Source organism: Bradyrhizobium sp. CIAT3101, assembly GCF_029714945.1.
Lineage (GTDB): Bacteria > Pseudomonadota > Alphaproteobacteria > Rhizobiales > Xanthobacteraceae > Bradyrhizobium.
In genome coordinates this window covers 5327113-5345892 of sequence record NZ_CP121634.1, presented here as the reverse complement: position 1 = coordinate 5345892, position 18780 = coordinate 5327113, and the positions used below count along the sequence as shown (strand labels likewise).

Annotated in this window: 17 protein-coding genes; 11 read left to right on the top strand and 6 right to left on the bottom strand. The window is 64.6% G+C overall.

Annotated features, from left to right (window positions below; translation table 11 throughout):
• The first annotated feature begins 33 nt into the window (after positions 1-33).
• From QA645_RS25445 to QA645_RS25435, 3 genes are all read left to right on the top strand, one after another.
• On the top strand, positions 34-1008 hold the full coding sequence (locus QA645_RS25445) for a helix-turn-helix domain-containing protein (RefSeq protein WP_283044352.1): 975 nt from the start codon (positions 34-36) through the stop codon (positions 1006-1008).
• A complete protein-coding gene (locus QA645_RS25440; RefSeq protein ID WP_254130853.1) occupies positions 938-2497 on the top strand; it encodes a carboxyl transferase domain-containing protein in 1560 nt (519 codons plus the stop codon). The genes QA645_RS25445 and QA645_RS25440 overlap by 71 nt, the downstream gene beginning before the upstream one ends.
• 244 nt (positions 2498-2741) lie before the next feature.
• Positions 2742-3281, top strand: coding sequence for a hypothetical protein (locus QA645_RS25435; RefSeq protein WP_283044351.1), 540 nt, complete (start codon positions 2742-2744; stop codon positions 3279-3281).
• Positions 3282-3308: 27 nt separating this feature from the next.
• Here the strand turns inward: QA645_RS25435 and QA645_RS25430 are convergent, their stop codons facing one another.
• Positions 3309-4784 (bottom strand): FAD-binding oxidoreductase, encoded by a 1476-nt coding sequence (locus QA645_RS25430; RefSeq protein WP_283044350.1) that lies wholly within the window; start codon positions 4782-4784, stop codon positions 3309-3311.
• A 199-nt stretch (positions 4785-4983) separates the two neighbouring features.
• Here QA645_RS25430 and QA645_RS25425 point away from each other — a divergent pair, with 199 nt between their 5' ends.
• The 3 genes from QA645_RS25425 (at position 4984) to QA645_RS25415 (ending at position 7269) form a co-directional block, all read left to right on the top strand.
• Positions 4984-5478 carry a hypothetical protein gene (locus QA645_RS25425; RefSeq protein ID WP_254193263.1) on the top strand — a complete coding sequence of 165 codons (495 nt, stop codon included), beginning with the start codon at positions 4984-4986 and terminating at the stop codon, positions 5476-5478.
• A gap of 191 nt (positions 5479-5669) precedes the next feature.
• Positions 5670-5993, top strand: a complete 324-nt coding sequence (locus QA645_RS25420; RefSeq protein ID WP_254130857.1) for an EF-hand domain-containing protein — start codon at positions 5670-5672, stop codon at positions 5991-5993.
• A gap of 34 nt (positions 5994-6027) precedes the next feature.
• Complete coding sequence (locus QA645_RS25415; protein ID WP_283044349.1) at positions 6028-7269, top strand: alpha/beta fold hydrolase; 1242 nt, start codon at positions 6028-6030, stop codon at positions 7267-7269.
• A 70-nt stretch (positions 7270-7339) separates the two neighbouring features.
• On the opposite strand, the gene QA645_RS25410 is transcribed toward QA645_RS25415, so the two are convergent.
• Together QA645_RS25410 and QA645_RS25405 are read right to left on the bottom strand one after the other, a co-directional pair.
• Entirely contained in the window at positions 7340-8713 is a 1374-nt protein-coding gene (locus tag QA645_RS25410; protein WP_283044347.1) for an aldehyde dehydrogenase family protein, read from the bottom strand.
• 324 nt (positions 8714-9037) lie between these two features.
• The gene (locus QA645_RS25405) at positions 9038-10180 is read right to left on the bottom strand and encodes a patatin-like phospholipase family protein (protein WP_283053324.1); all 1143 of its coding nucleotides are present in this window, start codon (positions 10178-10180) and stop codon (positions 9038-9040) included.
• A gap of 238 nt (positions 10181-10418) precedes the next feature.
• Here QA645_RS25405 and QA645_RS25400 point away from each other — a divergent pair, with 238 nt between their 5' ends.
• From QA645_RS25400 to QA645_RS25390, 3 genes are all read left to right on the top strand, one after another.
• Positions 10419-11195: an acetoacetate decarboxylase gene (locus QA645_RS25400; RefSeq protein WP_254130861.1), complete on the top strand. Its 777-nt coding sequence runs from the start codon at positions 10419-10421 to the stop codon at positions 11193-11195.
• A gap of 110 nt (positions 11196-11305) precedes the next feature.
• The gene (locus QA645_RS25395; RefSeq protein WP_254193267.1) at positions 11306-12325 is read left to right on the top strand and encodes a transporter; all 1020 of its coding nucleotides are present in this window, start codon (positions 11306-11308) and stop codon (positions 12323-12325) included.
• Between the two features lie 31 nt (positions 12326-12356).
• Positions 12357-13751 (top strand): carbohydrate porin, encoded by a 1395-nt coding sequence (locus tag QA645_RS25390; protein WP_283053322.1) that lies wholly within the window; start codon positions 12357-12359, stop codon positions 13749-13751.
• On the opposite strand, the gene QA645_RS25385 is transcribed toward QA645_RS25390, so the two are convergent.
• The 3 genes from QA645_RS25385 to QA645_RS25375 form a co-directional block, all read right to left on the bottom strand.
• Positions 13748-15043 (bottom strand): MFS transporter, encoded by a 1296-nt coding sequence (locus tag QA645_RS25385; RefSeq protein WP_254130863.1) that lies wholly within the window; start codon positions 15041-15043, stop codon positions 13748-13750. The two genes, QA645_RS25390 and QA645_RS25385, sit on opposite strands and share 4 nt — an antisense overlap.
• 114 nt (positions 15044-15157) lie before the next feature.
• On the bottom strand, positions 15158-16354 hold the full coding sequence (locus QA645_RS25380) for an acetyl-CoA C-acyltransferase (RefSeq protein ID WP_283044345.1): 1197 nt from the start codon (positions 16352-16354) through the stop codon (positions 15158-15160).
• A gap of 248 nt (positions 16355-16602) precedes the next feature.
• Complete coding sequence (locus tag QA645_RS25375; protein WP_283044344.1) at positions 16603-17373, bottom strand: enoyl-CoA hydratase; 771 nt, start codon at positions 17371-17373, stop codon at positions 16603-16605.
• Positions 17374-17526: 153 nt separating this feature from the next.
• On the opposite strand from QA645_RS25375, the gene QA645_RS25370 reads away from it, so the two are divergent.
• Both QA645_RS25370 and QA645_RS25365 read left to right on the top strand, forming a co-directional pair.
• On the top strand, positions 17527-18066 hold the full coding sequence (locus tag QA645_RS25370) for a PaaI family thioesterase (RefSeq protein WP_283044343.1): 540 nt from the start codon (positions 17527-17529) through the stop codon (positions 18064-18066).
• A gap of 59 nt (positions 18067-18125) precedes the next feature.
• Positions 18126-18746: a TetR/AcrR family transcriptional regulator gene (locus tag QA645_RS25365; protein WP_283044342.1), complete on the top strand. Its 621-nt coding sequence runs from the start codon at positions 18126-18128 to the stop codon at positions 18744-18746.
• Positions 18747-18780: the final 34 nt, after the last annotated feature.

Below are 18780 nucleotides of genomic sequence, written 5' to 3'. Positions count from 1 at the left end.
TAATTCCGCAGAGCGGAACAAACGGTAGGGATCATGGGACGACGTTCGGAGCGGTTGAGTAGGCAAGGTGCACTCGCTGGCGATGCCGGTGAAGGTGATGTCATCCAGGTGGTGTCGCGCGCGTTCGACGTGTTGCGATGCTTCGAGGGCCACGATAGCAGGCTCGGCAATCTCGAGATTTCAAATCGCTGCGGCCTGCCGCGTTCCACCGTGTCGCGGCTCACGCACACGCTGACGCGCATGGGGCAGTTGGTTTACCTGCCGCGCGATCAGAAATATCGCATCGGGCCGAGCGCGGTGGCGATGAGCGCCTCGATGATGAAGGGCGCGCAGCTGCGCAGCATGATTCGCCAGCGGCTGCAGGAAGTCGCCGACCAATTGCCGGGCACCGTCGGCTTCGTCGTGCCCGATCGCTTCCATCTCGTTTATCTCCAGTTCGCGCGCTCGGCCTCTGCACTCGGTCTGCACGAGGGCACCGGCAGCCGCATCTCGATGGCCTCGACCGCTGCGGGTGCGGCCTACACCGCGGCCTTGTCGCCGGAAGTCGGCGATGCCTACATCGCCGAAATGGAGCGCGAAGCGCCCGAGGCGGCGAAGATCCTCAGGCCCCGCATCGAGGCCAACCGGCAGTCGCTGCGCGAGCGCGGCTATGTCACGGCCTGCGGCCTGTGGAGCCCGCACATCAATGGCCTGGCGGTGCCGATCTGGTCGCCGCAGTACCAGACCTTCGTGGTCGTCACGATCGGCCTTCTCTCGGCGATGTATGACGAGCAGCGTCTCCACGCCGAAGTCGCGCCGGTGATGGTCGCGCTCGGCCGTTCGCTCGGCAGCCTGATGGAGGGCGCGGAAGGCGACGCCTTCAACAACCGCATCTCGCGCAAACCGGTCGCAATGGCCGTGCACAACAATAACAAGCCGATCAATTCGGAGGGAGTGAATGAACTGGAAGCCGGAACTCGACGAGCTCGCCCGGCGCGAAGCCTTCGCGCGGGAGATGGGCGGCGTTGACAAGGTCAAGCGACAGCATGACCAGGGCCGGCTGACTGTTCGGGAACGCATCGACAAACTGATCGACAAGGGCAGCTTCCACGAGATCGGTGCCGTTTCCGGCATCGGTGAGTACGATCCCAAAGGCGAGCTGAAGACCGTGACGCCGGCGAACTGCGTGTTCGGCCGCGCGCGCGTCGACGGCCGCACCGTGGTTGTCGTCGGCGACGATTTCACGGTGCGCGGCGGCTCGGCGGATGCGTCGATCTCGGCAAAGCCCTTGATGGCGGAGGAGATGGCGCACGACCTCCGTCTGCCGATCGTGCGCATCATCGAGGGCTCCGGCGGCGGCGGCTCGGTCAAGACCATCGAGACCAAGGGTGCGGCGAACCTGCCGGGTGGCATCGGCGGCACGCGCTGGTATCGCTTCACGACGGAGAATTTGTCGCGCGTTCCGGTGGTCGCGCTGGGCCTCGGCTCGGTTGCGGGGCTCGGCGCTGCGCGTCTGGCCGCCAGCCATTATTCCATCATGACGCGGAAGTCCGCGATGTTCGTCGCCGGTCCGCCGGTGGTGAAGGCGCTTGGGCAGAACCTCTCGAAGGAAGAACTCGGCGGCGCGGATATCCAGACCCGCGCCGGCGCGGTCGATCATGCCGTCGACACCGAGGAGGAGGCCTTTGCCTGCGCGCGCCGCTTCCTCTCTTACCTGCCGTCATCGGTCTACGAGCTGCCGCCGACCTTGCCCTGCATCGATAATCCGGAGCGCAGCGAAGAGGCGCTGATGAATGCGGTGCCGCGCAACCGCAAGCAGGTCTACAAGATGCGGCCGATCATCGAGCAGGTCGTCGACAAGGGCTCGTTCTTCGAGGTCGCCTCCAATTTCGGCAAGCCGATCATCGTGGGCCTTGCGCGGCTCGAGGGCAGGGCGGTGATGCTGCTCGCCAGCGACAGCTTTCACTATGGCGGCTCCTGGACGGCGGATGCCTGCCAGAAGGTGGTGCGCTGGGTCGACTTCGCCGAGACCTTCCATCTGCCGATCGTCTATCTCATGGATTGCCCCGGCTTCATGATCGGTCTCGACGCCGAGAAGGCGGCGACCATCCGCCACGGCGTGCGCGCCATGGCCGCGGTTAACCAGACCACCGTGCCCTGGTGCACCGTGATCCTGCGCAACGCCTTCGGCGTCGCCGGTGTCGTGCATCAGCCGGCCGACCGCTTCTCGATCCGTTACGCCTGGCCGTCGGCCTATTGGGGCTCGCTGCCGCTCGAAGGCGGCATCGAGGCCGCCTACCGCGCCGACATCGACGCGGCCGAGGACAAGGAAGCCAAGCTCAACGAGATCCAGGAACGGCTCAACAAGCTGCGCTCGCCGTTCCGCTCGGCCGAAAAATTCTGGGTCGAGGAGATCATCGATCCGCGCAAGACCCGCTCGCTGTTGTGCGAGTTCGCGCGGCTGGCCGAGCCGTTGCGAAAAGCAGGGCCGCCGGAGAACATGACGATCCGGCCCTAACGTCCCGCCGTCATTGCCAGCGTCCTGTCCGCGCAAGCTCGGAGAGCGAAGGCGGAAGCGCCGCAATTGATCCTCTCACCGCGGACACGTCTGGATTGCGTCGCCGCAATCGGGGCGAGCGGGAACACATCCGAGGCGGCGGCGCCCAAATCCGGCCATCTTTCGCCGCGCTTCAGGCCCATTTCGGTCAAACCGATATCTGTAGCTCGTCGCCGGGGCAGGGCCCTCCAACCGGAGTCCTGCAATGATGAAGTTAGTAATTTCTGCGTGTTTTTTAATTGCAGTTAGTTCAGTTGCTTCGGAAGCGCGGCCCTCGCGCAATCTTCAAGCGCCCGGGTGCAACATCACCATGCCCTGCGACTTCTCGTATCCGCAGGCGCGACGCGAGCGGGCTCCCCGCCAGGCATTGCAAGCCTATCGGGCAACCCAAATGACGGTGACTGACGCGGGAAGCCGCGCCACGACAATCAGCGTGTCCGGTGGCGATCGCGTCATTGGCGGTCGTCCGGCCGGTTGTCCTTCGTCCTTCTGCGGCTGTGGCGCGGCGCTGCACGTGTTCGGCCGTATCGTGCCGGAATTGAACCTCGCGGCCAATTGGCTGCGTTTCCCGCGGACGGCGCCGGCGCCGGGAATGGTTGCGGCGCGCCGCGGGCACGTCTTCGTTCTGGAGCAGCACATCAGCGGCGACATGTGGATGGCCTATGACGCCAATTCGGGCGGTCACGCCACGCGCATGCATGCACGTTCATTGCGGGGCTACACCATCGTCAACCCGCGCGCTTGAGACGACGGGGAGGGTGCTCGGACGTCATCACACCCGCAGCACCTTCCCCGGATTCATGATGTTCTGCGGGTCGAGCGCGCGCTTGATGGTGCGCATGATGTCGAGCTCGGTCTTCGAGCGGTAATGGCTGAGCTCGTCGAGCTTCTCGATGCCGATGCCATGCTCCGCCGAGATCGAGCCGCCCATCGAGGTGATGATATCGTTGACGGCCCGCGTGATCGCGGCGGTGTATTGGTTCAGCGTCTGCTGATCCATGCCCTTCGGCCCCATGAACGAGAAGTGCAGATTGCCGTCGCCGATATGCCCCAGAGGATAGGGACGAATGCTCGGGAGAATGTCGAGCACGGCCTTGAGCCCCTTGTCGATGAACTCCGGAATTTTTGAGATCGCCACCGACATGTCGTAGCTGATCCCCGGTCCCTCGGCGCGGGAGGCCTCGGCCATGGCCTCACGGATGCGCCACATGTTGCGCGACTGGCTGACGGTCTGCGCGATCACCGCGTCGATCACGCGACCGGCCTCGAGCTGGTCGGCGAGAAACTGCTCGAGCTTCTCCGACATGCCGGTGGCCCCGTCCTGCCGGGGGCGCGAGGACGACCATTCGAGCAGCAGGTACCATTGTGTGTCCGCCTTGAGCGGGTCCTGGACGCCGGGAATGTGGCGCATCACGAGGTCGACGGCCGCGCGGCTCAAGAGCTCGCAGGACCCGACATTGTCCTCGGAGGCCGCATGCGCTTCGGAGAGGATCTCCAGCGCCGCGCGCGGATCGCGGACCGCCAGCCACGCCGTGGCGACGTCCTTCGGCGCCGGCCATAGCTTGAGGACGGCCTTGGTGATGATGCCGAGCGTGCCCTCGGCGCCCATGAAGAGGTGCTTGAGGTCGTAGCCGGTGTTGTCCTTCTTCAGCGCACGCAGTCCGTTCCAGACGTCGCCGTTGGGCAGGACGACCTCGAGACCGAACACGAGGTTGCGCGCGTTGCCGTAGCGCAGCACCTGCACGCCGCCGGCGTTGGTCGAGAGATTGCCGCCGATCATGCAGGAGCCCTCGGCGCCAAGGCTCAGCGGCAGAAACCTGTCGTGCCTGGCCGCGGTCTCCTGCAGCGTCTGCAAGACGCAGCCGGCCTCCACCGTCATCGCATAGCCGACGGGATCGACGTCCAGCACGCGGTTCATCCGGCCGAGCGACAGCACGATGCCGGTATGGGCGGGCCAGGGCGTGGCGGCGCCCATCAGCCCGGTGTTGCCGCCCTGTGGCACGATCGCGACGCCGTGGTCGTGGCATAGCCGGACCACTTTCGAGACCTCCTCGGTGCTGCCGGGACGTATGACGGCCCCGGCGCCGCCCACCAGCAGCCCCCGCCAGTCCGTGACGAACGGCTGCTTGGCGTGCTCGTCCTCGATAAATCCCTTATCGCCCACGATCGCGCGCAGGGCGTCGCGTAGCTCTGCGGTCACAGGTGCGGTCGGAATGGCGGGTACGGGTGACGGGAAGGCAGTCGGCATTTTGTTTCCCCTGGCGCATCTTGGTGTGCACTGCGCGCGCGAAGCGCTTTAAGGGCAGTGTCCACGTTTGGGCCGCGAAGTCTAACGGCAATATCGGTCACACCGGGACAATCTTGGCAACATCTCCAAACATGTTCGCCAACATCTTGCGGCTGTCTCGTCCTAGGAGGGGCCCCGACCCCGCAAGCAGGATTGGCAGATGCGATTGAAACCTTCGGCGACACGTCTTGGCGCAGGCGTGGCCTGCCTGATGCTCGCAAGCATCACATCGGTGCACGCAGAGCCGGTGTTCGACAGCCTGGGCGGCACATGGTCGGGCACCGGTTCGATGAAGCCATCGGACGGCCCGCGTGAGAAGGTGCGCTGCAAGGTGGCGTACGACATCACCAGGCCCGGACGTTCCGTGAGCCTCGACCTGCGCTGCGCGAGCGATGCGTACAAGATGGTCCTGTCCGCGAACATCGATCAGAACGGAACCGAGCTGTCCGGAAACTGGTTCGAGCACGAGTATCGGCAGGGCGGCAAGGTCACCGGCACCAACAAGGACGGCTTGATCGAGGCGCGCATCGAAGGAAACACCGTGGCTGCGCTGGTGACGATCCAGACCAAGGCCAATCATCAGTCGTTCCTGATGGAGGCGCCGGGGTCCTGGATGTCGGAAGTCGCGATCGAATTGAACAAGGACGTGAAGTGACGGTGCGCGCATCACGGGCCGTCAGGCATTTGCTCACCGCGATATTCTTTCTCGCTTCCATCGGTCAACCTCGCGCACAAATGCCCCCGGGAGGCGGGACGCCGCCGCGCGCGGATCCTCTTCCTGACGGGCCGCCGATCTGGGACTACGACCACGACGGCACCTACACCTGCGATGAATGGAAGCGATACATGGACCAGCTGTTCCGGCTGGCCGACAAGAACCGCGACGGCTTTCTGAGCGCGTCGGAATTCCCCGTCATCCGACGCGCCGAGCGGAGCTTCGCCCAGGCGGAGCTCGGCTATTTCGACGACAATGGCGACGGCAAGGTGAGCCGCTCCGAGCTCGTGGACAAGCCAAGCCGCTTCATCGGCCAATACGACGCGAACGCGGACTGCAAGGTCACGGCTGCCGAACTGAAAGGCGGCTCATCGCCGCCGTCTGACGGCGGCGGACGGCGCGGGCGCGGCGGTGGCGGGCCGGGCGGGGCGGGAGGCCTGGGGCCGAAGTTCTAGCGCATCGATTTGCGGCCGTTGACGACGGGCGCAAGTGAACATTGATCTGGATCAAGCGGAATTCCGCGCAGCCCATTTTGGTACAGGTTGCGCCTGCTGGCCACGTCGATGGTTGAGACCGACGAGAGGAACGTGCAAAACTGTTCCTGATCGTGGAAGGGGACGCCGGGAGGAGGGCGGGATGTATCTGCGGCGCCGTACAGTTGCGTCTTTGCATGTCGCTGCTGTCGCGTTGACGGTTCTGGCCTCCGCCTCCTGCACGTTGCGCCCCCTGCAAGGCGTGCTGATCCCGAGTAGCGAGGCCGTTGAAGCAACCTCCCGAGTCCCGATCCTGATCGGAACAACGCGCACGCGATCCGGCAGCGATCCCGGCGAGATGTTCAGCCGCGAGCAGTCCGGCGAGATGGCGTTCGCAGAAGTGACCGTGTCGATTCCGCCGGACGGATCGCGCACGGTGGGTGAAATCCAGTGGCCGCTCTCGCCCCCCGGCGATCCGCGCAAGGAGTTCGTCACGGCATCGGCGGGCTATCTGGATCGCGCCGGATTCAACGCTGCCATGACCAACGCGGTAAAGGCCAGGCATCTCAACAAGGCGATGGTCTTCGTTCACGGCTTCAACAACCGTTTTGACGACGCGGTGTACCGCTACGCCCAGTTCGTTCATGACGGCCGGATTCCCGTCATTCCCATCCTGTTTTCGTGGCCATCGCAGGGCGCCGGAAACCTCGGCTCCTACGAATACGACCGCAAGGTCGCGGGACAATCGGGTGCGGCGCTGGCAGCACTGGTCGACAGCGTGAACGCCAATCCGGCGATCAAGGAGATCACGTTCGTCTGCCACTCCATGGGCTGCCTGGTGACGCTCGCTGCGCTGCGGAACAGGGCACAGCACGGTGGACCGCCCTCGAAGCTGAAGAATGTCGCGCTTGTCGCGCCCGACATCGGCTTTGACGAGTTCATCAGCCAGATCAGTGCGGCGGGACCGCGGCGTCCCCGCATCGGGCTGTTCCTGTCTCAGGATGATGTCGCTCTGAAAATATCGAGGTCCCTTGCCGGAGGCACAGCCCGTCTCGGCGAATTCAATCCGCAGGACGAGCCGTACAGAAGCGCGCTTGCGCAGCAGAAGATCGCGGTGTTCGACCTGACGCACCTGGGCGGCGATGACGCGCACTCCAGAGCCTTCGAGGACGTGACCTCCGTCATGGGAATGATCAGGCAGAGGCTCGCCCAGGGCCAGCAGCTCGGCGAGGACGCGTCGCGAATGGCCTCGCGCTAGAGTTAGGTTTTTCCTGTTAGGTCGCTGCGCGAGCAGGTGCTGGCCTGCGCGTCTGACTGCGGGTTCACGTTCACTTGAACACGATCATCTTCTCCGCGGTCATCTCGTGCATCGTATAAGGGATGCCTCCAACGCCGTGGCCCGATACGCGACGACCCGCGAAGGGCATCCAGTCGGTGCGGAAGGCCGTGTGATCGTTGATCATCACTGCCGCCGCATCGAGGCGCTCCGCCGCATCGAGGGCCGTGGCGAGATCGCGCGTGAAGATCGCGGACTGGAACGAGACCGGAAGTGAATTGGCTTCTGCGATCGCATCGTCGATGCGATCGAACGGATAGACGCAGGTCACCGGCCCGAAGACTTCCAGGGTGGAGACTTTTGCGTCGCGCGGTGGCGAGACGAGAATCGATGGCTTGAGGGTCGTCTCGCTCAGCCGTCCGCCGCCGATCTGGCGCGTTCCGCGAGAGGTGGCCTCTGCGATCCAACCTTCGACACGCTCGACCTCCCGCGGTGTGATCAGCGGTCCGACCTCGGTCTCGGGACGCGTCGGATCTCCCACCTTCAGGGCCTCGACCCTTGCGGCCATCCTGTCGATGAATTCCCTCTGAAGCGATGAGTGCACATAGATCCGCTGGACCGATACGCAGACCTGGCCGGCGTGGTAATATCCGCCCTTGACGACCGGCTCGATGATCTTCTCGAGATCGGCGCTGCGGTCGATGATCAGGGGAGCGACGCCGCCGTGCTCCAGCGCGCAGCGCGCACCGGGTGTGATGACCGATCGCAGGTGCCAGCCGACACGCGCCGATCCGATAAAGCTAAGGAAGGCGACGCGCGGGTCGGTTGCAAATTTTTCCGGAAGGCTTTGATCTTCCGGGAGGAACGTCTGGACCCAGCCTTCGGGCATGCCGGCCTTGTGAACAAGCTTCACCAGTTCCACGCAGCACAGCGGCGTCGTGCCCGCAGGCTTCACGATCACCGGGCAACCGGTCGCAATCGCCGGCGCGACCTGGTGAACGATCAGGTTGAGGGGATGATTGAAGGCGGAGATTGCCGCGACGATGCCGATCGGCTCCTTGATGGTCCAGGCCCGGCGGCCGTCGCTTGCGGGCGTCAGGCCCATGGGGATCTCGACCCCGGCGCGGGTTCGCAGAAAATCCGCCGCAGAGCGGATGCCGTCGATCGCCCGGTCGGTCTCGATCAATGCGTCCGTGAGCGGCTTTCCGCCCTCCCGTGCGATCAGGATGCCGAAATCCTGCCGCTTCTCGGCAACGAGATCGGCGAGCTTGTGGAGGATGGCGATCCGCTGATGGGTTTTCAGCCAGGCCTTTCGGTCCGCGAGCAGCTTTCGCGCGGTCTCGAACTTCGCGTCCAATGCGGCAGCGTCGTCACTGGCGAGCTCGGTGATCTCTTTTCGGTCGAAGGCCTGTACGACTTGAATCATGATTGTCTCCCGCGCATCGACGAGGTCATTGCGAAGCTGGCGGCACATTGGATCGTGACTGTCTGCACCGCGCGGATTGACCTTGCCGTCTGACGCTCTCAACGCTCAATGTACGGCGCCGGGCGCAAGCTCGCCACGTCGCGCGTTGGCGCAGAGCGGATCAGTCGTGCGATTTTGCAATGATGGCATTGTGCAGGTGTTTTGCCCGACGTGTCAAACGACGAGTCAAACCGCGTGCCAGGGCGCTAGTGGTCGCGAATCTAAATTCTTGGACGATCTCTACTGTGCATGGGGTTGTTTTCGACGTTTTGTCGAGAGCGCCCGTCAGGCGCTCTCCGTCTCCCGGTGCACGTCGTGCACGACGAGCCCCATGCCTTCGTCGGGCATCTTGATCCAGTCGCGGCGCTTCAGCGTGCGCTTGGTGTCCTCGTAGCCGCTTGTCCAGTGCTCGCGCATCGAGGTGCCCGAGAATTCGTGGTCCTTGGCATCGCCCTCGTAGGCTTTCTGCTGGTAGATCAGGTGCAGGATCGCGATCTCCGGCATCCGGCGCAGGCTCGATTTCAGCTGGCGGTCCTCGTCGGAGAGCTGCTCGTCCGGGATCTTCGCCAAGGCCTTGTAGAGCAGCACCTTGAGATTATGCGTGCGCCGATAGACGTCGGTGTTATGGCGGGTGCGCGAGGAATACATGATGTCCTTGTGGCGGGCCATCACGTCCTGGATCGAGCGCGGCAGCACACCGCGCGCGCTGAACAGGTCGACCTGGAACACCAGCGAATTGATCGCGTCCTCCTGGTCGAGCAGGTGCTGCAGCGGCGTGTTGGAGACGATGCCGCCGTCCCAGAAATGATCGGTGCCGATCCGCACCATCGGCAGCGCCGGGGGCAGGGCGCCGGAGGCCATGATGTGCTCCGGCTCGATCTCGTCATGGGCGTTGTCGAAATAGATGAAGTTGCCGGAGAGCACGTTCACCGCGCCGACTGCGAAGCGGATCTTCTTTTCGTTGATGAGGTCGAAATCGACGAGCTCGAGCAAGGTCGCCTTCAACGCGGCCGTGTCGTAGTAGCTGGTCGCGGTCTTGGCGCCGACCGGGCTGAACCAGGGATTGACCTGGTGCGGCGTGAAGAAGCCGGGCTGGCCCATCGCCGATGTCATCCAGGAGCTGTAGAGGTTGCGCCACTGGCGGAAGATGTCGCCGTCCGGCGTGTAGTGCCAGATCTTGCGGTTGGTGATGCGCTCCCAGAAGATGCGCAGCGCTTCGAGCCGCTTCTCCGGTTTGTTGCCGGCGATGATGGACGAGTTGATCGCGCCGATCGAGACGCCGGTGACCCAGTCGGGCTCGATGCCGGCCTCGTGCAGCGCCTGGTAGACGCCGGCCTGGTAGGCGCCGAGCGCGCCGCCGCCCTGCAGGACCAGCGCGACGCGATCGCAGCGTTCGGGCCGCCAGCCCCGCGCGGGCGGCTGATGGATGTGTCGGTTGCGACGTGCGAGCGTCCATGGCGATACCTCCAGCCTTCGCCGGACGATTGCGGCCGGTGGTGACGGCGTGATGACAAAGCAGGCCGATGCCGCCTTTGCATGCAGGTCAACCGCGACGGGAATGGCCGGAGGTCGTGTCCCTGACGGAAATCGGTCACATCGCAGTCAATGACGGCAGCTAGCAATCTGCGTGAAGTCGGAACTTACCGGATCACCAGAGGAGACAGCGATGCGCAGGGAAGACGTGCTGAGGCTTCCGTCCATGCCGGCCGCCGGGCCGAGCTATCCGGCCGGCCCGTACCGCTTCGTCAACCGCGAATTCCTGGTGATCACCTACGAGACCGACCCGGACCTGATCCGTGCCGGCCTGCCTGAGCCGCTGGAGCCGATCGACCAGCCGATCGTACACTACGAATGGATCAAGATGCCGGACTCCTCCGGCTTCGGCAGCTACACCGAATCCGGCCTCGTGATCCCGGCGCGGCTGCACGGCGAGGAGGTCAACTTCGTCTCGCAGATGTATCTCGACGATGATCCGCCGATTGCGGCGGGCCGCGAGATCTGGGGCTTCCCGAAGAAGTACGCCCACCCGAAACTCGAGATCGTCAAGGATACACTGACGGGCACGCTTGAATATGCCGGCCAGCTCGTCGCCATGGGCACGATGGGCTACAAGCACGAGAGCATGGCCGGCAACGGCGATCTCACCCGCGCCACGCTGTCGAAGACGCAAATCAATTTGAAGATGATCCCCGGCGTCGACGGCCATCTCGAGGTCTGCCAGCTCGTCGCGATCAACCTGATCGACATCGTGCCGAAGGGGTCCTGGATGGGTCCCGGCCGGCTGCATCTGGTGCCGCACGTCAACGCGCCGGTTGCGGATTTCCCGGTCCGCCGCTGCATCGGCGCGCATCACTACATCGCCGACCTGACACTGCCGTTCGGCCGCGTCGTGCACGATTACATCAAGGAAGCCCAGGCCGCGACGGGGCTCGCCGCGGAATAGGGCGGCGCGCCATCATCAAACTGTAACACTGGCGTAATTGACTGCACGGAGGACCCGGAGGAGGCCAATAACGGCCCCCCGGGATTGGGCTGCAATGATGTGGGGTCAGCATGGCCGAGCCGGCAATGCTTGTCAGCGCGACATCGGATGTCGCGCCTGTCATTCCTGGACTGGTATGGGCGTTTCGTTTGCATGGCGACGGCAGCGCCGAGGCGCTGCCGATCGACCAGCCGATCGAGTTCAGCCATGATGGCCGGCTCTGGCTGCATTTCAATTTGACAGATGGTCGCGTGCGGCCGTGGATCGCAGCATCACAGCTGCCGCCGCTGGCGCGCGATCTCTTGCTGTCGAGCGACACGTTCCAGCAGCTTCACGTCATCGACCATTGCGTCTACGGCGTGTTCTCCGATCTGGTTCGCGACATCGATGCTGCAACGGAAGAGACCGCGTTCCTGCGCTTCGCCATGACCGAGCATCTCCTGGTCTCCGGCCGTCACCAGGCGCTTTGCTCGGCGGATGCGACGCGCCGCGTGCTCGAAGGCGGCTACCGCGTCGACAACGTCGCCCATCTCCTGGAAAAGATCGTCGACGAGGTCGCCGACACGCTCGATCGGATGGCCGACAAGCTCGGCCAGGAAATCGACGGCATCGAGGAACGCATCCTCGCCGATGAAGCCAAGCCGGAGATGCGCCGCACGCTCGGGCGCTTGCGCCGGACCTGCGTGCGGCTGCATCGTCAGCTCACCGGCCTGCGCGTACTGTTCCACCGGCTCGACCAGAAGAACACCGATCATCTGTCGCCGGGGCTTCGTATTCAGGCCGGCAAGCTCGCCCAGCGGCTCGACGGGCTCGACCACGACATCGTCGAGCTGCGCGAGCGCAGCCGCCTGCTCGAGGAGGAGCTGCGCTTCAAGAACGAGGAGGAGAGCAATCGCCACCTCCACACGCTCTCGATCGTGACGACGCTGCTGCTGCCGCCGACGCTGATCACCGGCATCTTCGGCATGAACACCAAGGGCCTGCCGCTCACCGACGTGGACGAGGGTTTTCTCTGGGCGGCGGCGCTGATGGTGAGCTCGATCGGCCTTGCCTATCTGTTCATGCGTCGCACGGGCATTTTCAAGAAGTAGCGCGGGCCAGACGGTGTCGGCCGTGAATGCGATTGCCCCAACATTGGCGTTGCGACGCTCGCTCGTGATCGCCGTGGTGCTGTTCGCGAGCACCAGCGCATTCGCCGGCGCCAAGGACGAGAGCGCCGCCGACTGGCTGTTCCCGAAATGGTTCAACGAATGGCATGACGGGCTCGCCAACAAGGGACTGAATTTCGGCGCGACCTATATTGCCGACAATATCGGCAATGTCTCGGGCGGGGTCTCGCGCGGCGCCATCCATTTCGGCCGGCTCGATCTGTCGGTCGATGCCGATCTCGACAAGCTCGTCGGCTGGACCGGCGGACGCTTCTACGCCAACGGCTACATCATCTACGGTCGCGGGCTCAGCCGGAACTACATCCAAAATCTCGCCACCATCAGCGAGATCGAGGCGCTGCCAGATCAGCGGCTCTACAACGCCTATTTCGAGCAGAGCTTCTTCAACGACCGCCTCAATATCAGGGCCGGCCAGCAGGCGGCCGACGTCGAGTTCTTCGACAGCCAGACCGACGACCTCTTCATCAACGGCACCTTCGGCTGGCCCGCCATCAAGGCGACCAATTTGCCGGCCGGCGGCCCGGCGCCGCCGATCGCGGTGCCTGGTATTCGGCTCAAGGCTCAGGTCGCGGACAACGTCACCGTCTTCGGCGCAGTGTTCAACGGCAATCCGGCCGCCCCCGGCGACGGTGATCCGCAGACGCGTGACAATCACGGCCTCGCACTTCGTGTCAATGATCCGCCGTGGGTCATCGGGCAGGTCCATTTCGACTATCACGTCGACATCGGCGGAAGCACGCTTGCCGGCAACGTCACGCCCGGCGGCTGGTATCATTTCGGCGACTTCGACAGCCAGCGCTTCACCGCCGACGGCTTCTCGCTCGCAGACCCGACTGGATCCGGTATTCCCGCGAAGCTTCGCGGCAATTACGGAATCTACGCGGTCGTCGAGCAGGCGCTTTGGCGGCCGCCGGGGACGGAAATCGAAAAGACCGTGTCGGCGTCGATACCGGGCGTTACCGCGTTCGGCCGCATCGCCTACAGCCCGCCGGATCGCAATTTGATCGATCTCTATGTTGACGGCGGCGTCGGCTTTGTCGGCTTTACGCCCGGTCGTCCGCTCGATCGGTTCGGGATCGGGCTTGCCTACATGCGGATCTCGGGGGCGGCCCGGAGCCTCGATGTCGACACGCAGATCTTCAGCGGGATCCAGAGCCCGGTGCGCAGCAGCGAGGGCCTGCTTGAAATTATCTATGAGGCGCACATCAAGCCGGGCTGGCTGATCGCGCCTTACTTCCAATATGTGCGCAGGCCGTCCGGCGGCATTCCGAACCCGAACGATCCGACCGGCGTGTCGCGGATCGGTGACGCCGCCGTGTTCGGCGTCACCACCACGCTCCGGTACTAGGCCATCGCCGGTTTTGCTTGCGGTTTTGGCTGTCGCGACAGTGCCAGCACGATCAGCGAGGCGAACACGCAGAGTGCGCCGGCCACGAAGAAGGCGGGCAGGTAGCTCTGCAGCAGCGTCCGCGACAGGCCCGCACCGAAGGCGGCGGTGCCGGCGCCGAGCTGGTGGCCGGCGAAGATCCAGCCGAACACCAGATTGGCGCGTTCGGGTCCGAATTTCTGCGCGGTCAGCCGCACCGTCGGCGGCACTGTGGCAATCCAGTCGAGACCGTAGAACATCGCGAAGATCGACAGGCCGTAGAAGGAGAAATCGCTGAACGGCAGGAAGATCAGCGAGAGCCCGCGCAGACCGTAGTACCAGAACAGCAGGTAGCGATTGTCATAGCGGTCCGACAGCCAGCCCGACATGATGGTGCCGAAAAAGTCGAAGATGCCCATCGCTGCCAGCAGGCTCGCCGCCTGCACCTGCGGGATGCCGAAGTCGAGGCACATCGGAATCAGATGCACCTGCACGAGGCCGTTGGTCGAGGCGCCGCAGACGAAGAAGGTCGCAAACAAGATCCAGAACGCGCTCGACTTCGAGGCGTCGCGCAGCGTGCCGAGCGCCACGCCCGTGATCGAGCCGTGGTTCACCGGTGGCGCGGGCAGGGGCTCGGTGCCTTCGTCGCCGAACGGACGCAGGCCCAGATCGCTCGGCCGGTCGCGCATGATGAGCAGGACCGCCGCTGCGGAAACGCCGAGCATGATACAGACGAAGCCGAGCGCCAGGCGCCAGCCGTAACGCTCGGTCATGCTTGCCAGCAGCGGCAGGAACACGAGTTGGCCGGTGGCGACGCTCGCGGTCATGATGCCGACAACGAGGCCACGCCGCGCCGCGAACCAGCGCGTCGCGATGGTGGCGCCGAGCACCAGTGCGGTCATGCCGGTGCCGATGCCGATCACCACGCCCCACAGCGCCACGAGCTGCCAGACCTGCGTCATGCCGAGCGAGGCCACCAGCGCCGAGACGACGATGAGCTGCGCGGTCAGCGTGACATTGCGCAGACCGTAGCGGTTGAGGAGGGCGGCTGCGAACGGTGCCATCAATCCAAACAGGATGAAGCGGATTGAAAGCGCAGATGAGATCTCCGCCGTGCTCCAGCCGAACTCCTTCTGCAAGGGAACGATGAACACGCCGGGCGCGCCGACCGTGCCGGCGCTGATCAGAGCGGCGAAGAAGGTCACGCCGACCATCACCCAACCGTAGTGGATGTTGCGACGGCCGAGCGCGGCCGAAAGCCAGTTCGAGATCATTGCCCCTCAATCCAGGTTGGCGGGCTCCGGGACGCCCGCGTCATTGTTGCAGTCTGGCACGGAAACGGGAAGTCTGAAATGACAGACTTCCCTCAATTCAGGACGTCGCGGCAGCTAGTGCGCGAGACGCTCCACCGCGATTGCAGTGGCTTCGCCGCCGCCGATACAGAGTGCCGCGACGCCGCGCTTGAGGTTGTTGGCCTCGAGCGCATGCAACAGCGTCACGATCAGTCGGGCGCCGGTGGCACCGATGGGATGACCGAGTGCGCAGGCGCCGCCATTGATGTTCAGCTTCTCGCGGGGAATGCCGAGATCGCGCTGCGCCGCCATCGCGACGACAGCGAAGGCTTCGTTGATCTCGAACAGGTCGACGTCACCGGCGCTCCAGCCGACCTTGTCGAGCAGCTTGCGGATCGCCGGGATCGGCGCCGTGGTGAACCATTGCGGCTCCTGGCTATGCGTGGCATGGCCCTTGATCTCGGCGAGTGCAGGCAGCCCGTTACGATCGGCAAGCGAGCGCTTGGTCAGGACCAGCGCGGCGGCGCCGTCGGCGTTTGCGGAGGAGGCTGCGGGCGTGATCGTGCCATTGGCGCGGAACGCCGGCTTCAGTCCGGGAATTTTAGCGGGATCCACCTTCAGCGGATGCTCGTCATTGGCGACGATGCGCGGCCCGGCCTTCTCGGTCAGTGTGATCGGCGCGATCTCCGCCTTGAACGCGCCGCCCTCGACCGCCTTGCGCGCGCGGCTCAGCGTTTCCATCGCGTAGGCGTCCTGGTCCTTGCGGGTGAACTGGTAGGCTTCGGCCGTGGCTTCGCCGAAATCGCCCATGGAGCGGCCGGTCTCGTACGCGTCCTCCAGACCGTCCATCATCATGTGGTCGATGATGCGGTCGTGGCCGGCGCGATAGCCGCCGCGTGCTTTGGCCAGCAGATACGGCGCGTTGCTCATGCTCTCCATGCCACCGGAGACGACGATCTCGGCCGAACCGGCGCGGATGATGTCGTGCGCCAGCATGGTTGCCTTCATGCCGGAGCCGCAGACCTTGTTGACGGTGGTCGCGCCGGTGGCATCGGGCAGGCCGGCGCCACGTGCCGCCTGGCGCGCGGGCGCCTGCCCCTGGCCGGCCGGCAGCACGCAGCCCATGAAGACTTCGTCGACCTTCTCGGGCGCGAGCTTGGCGCGTTCCAGCGCCGCATTGATCACGTGCGATCCGAGCTTATGCGCTGCGAGCGGCGACAATTCGCCCATGAAGCGGCCGAGCGGGGTGCGGGCGGCGGAGACGATGACGACGGGATCGGCTGCTTCGGCCATGACAAGACTCCCTGGCGATGACAAGTGATATTATGGCCATCATATGATGCGGCGCAAAAAATGCAACCGCGCCCGGCATGAGAAATTGTCGTGGTTCGAATGAGATTCCCTCAAGTCGTCCCGGCGGAGGCCGGGACCCATACTCCGCAGCGAGTGTTGATGAGGCGAGATGGTAACTCGGAGTCTTCGTCAAATTGAATTCGGTGGTTATGGGTCCCGGCCTTCGCCGGGACGACACCGATGACAGGTCACCGCTTCCGGTTCACGAACGCCTGCATCAGCCGCGTCGGCTCGTCGGTCAGGAATGACTCGCCGAAGACTTTGACGCTGAGGTTCACCGACTCCGTCAGCGGCAGTTCCTCCCACTGTCGCAGCAATGCCTTCTGCGATCGCAGCGCTTCGGGGCCGCATTCGAGCAGCGCGTGCACGAGGTGCTCGATCTCGGCATCCAGTCCGCCGGCCGGCGCGATCTTGTCGATCAGGCCCCAGGCCAGCGCCGTCGGCGCGTCGATGTTTTCCGCGGTCATCACCAGCCAGCGCGCGCGGGCCCAGCCGATCAGGCGCGGCAGCAGGGCAGCGTGGATGACCGAGGGTATGCCGACGCGAACCTCGGGCATGCCGAAATGCGCATCATGTGTGGCGATACGGAAGTCGCAGGCGGCAGCCACTTCGAGCCCGCCACCGAGGCACCAGCCGGGCATGCGTGCGATCACGGGGGCAGGGAATTGGCGTACGGCTTCGCAGAGGTCACGCAGGCGGCTGATGAACGCCTCGGCCGATTTCTGGTCGAGCTTCGCCATCTCCTTGATGTCGGCGCCCCCGATCATGCTCTTTTCGCTTTGGCCGCGCAGCACCAGGATTCGAATGCCGCGATCAGTGGCGAGTTGTTGCAGGCCTTCGCGCACCGCATCGGTCACGGGCGAGCCCAGAATGTTGAGCGATCCGGCATTGCAGATCGCGACATGGACGACGCCGCGCGCATCGCGCGTCACGCCGCAGTGATTGTTGAGCATTTCCATCGTGGCATCTCGAAGGTTTCGTGGACAGGCGCGAGGCGCACCGGTCGGAATTACTTCCGGGCCGAAATGCCTCCCTTGTCAAGCGGCGGGGACGGAGTTGCCAGCGGGAAGTCCGCAGCATAGTATGATGATGATCATACAAAGAGGCCTCCCATGACCGATTCCGCTCAACTCGACCTTTTTTCGCCGGCGCAGCGCCGCGAGCGCGTGGTGGACTGGCAGGTGCCTGCGCCCGTTGCAAAGGTGGCGATGGGCTTGTCTGGCATCGACGCCATGCTGGGCATCCGTGATGGCCGACTGCCCCCGCCGCCGTTCGCGAAGCTGATCGGCTTCGTCATGGCCGTGGTCGAGCCGGGCCGGATCGTGATGGAACTGGAGCCGCGCGAGGATCTCGAAAATACCATCGGCCTCCTGCATGGGGCGACCGCCGCGGCGCTCCTCGACACCGCCATGGGCTGCGCGATTTCGACGCGGCTGGAGGCAGGGCAGGGGTCGGTTACCCTCGACCTGAAGATGACCTTCCTGCGTCCGCTCTCGGTCCGTTCGGGACTGATCTCGGCCGAAGGCAAGATCATCAAGCTGGGGCGCCAGACCAGCTACACCGAAGGCTTTGTGCGCGACGGCAAGGGCGCCCTCGCAGTCCATGCAACTGCAACCTTTTCCATGATCGGCAACAATTTTACCGGGAATTAATGCGCCGCTGGACCGATATCCGTGTTATGAGATGACTTCCGACATCCAATGAGAGCCGCATGCGCTATTCTCGGGAACACAAGCAGGAAACCCACGACCGCATCGTGAAGAAGGCCTCGGTGCGACTGCGCGAAAAGGGGGCCCACGGCATCGGTGTTGCCGACCTCATGAAAGAGGCGGGCCTGACCCATGGCGGGTTCTACGCCCATTTCGATTCCCGCGAGGCGCTGGTGATCGAGGCGTTCGCCTACGCCATGGACCGCTCGATGGAGCACTGGCGCAAGCAGTCCGATCAGGTCGCGCCCGAGAAGCAGCTCGCCCAGATCGTCGAGACCTATCTCTCCGCACTTCACCGCGATAATCCCGGCCACGGCTGCTCGATCCCCGCGCTCGGCGCCGAGATCGCCCGCGAGAGCCCGAAGACGCGAAAAGCCTTTTCCGGCAAGCTCGACGAGATGGTCGAGATGATGACCGATTTCATCCCCAATTTGCCGCGCAAGGCCGCGCGCAAACAGGCGATCGCCACGCTGGCCACGATGGCCGGCACCATGCTGCTGGCGCGCATTGCGGGCTCCAGTGAGCTGTCGGATGAGGTGTTGAAGGCGGGTAAGGACAGCGCGCTGGAGGGCGCGCGCCGTGAGCCTGCGAAGTCTGCACCGGCGAGGAAGAAGCAGAACTAGGCGAGATACCGTAGGGTGGGCAAAGCGGAGCGTG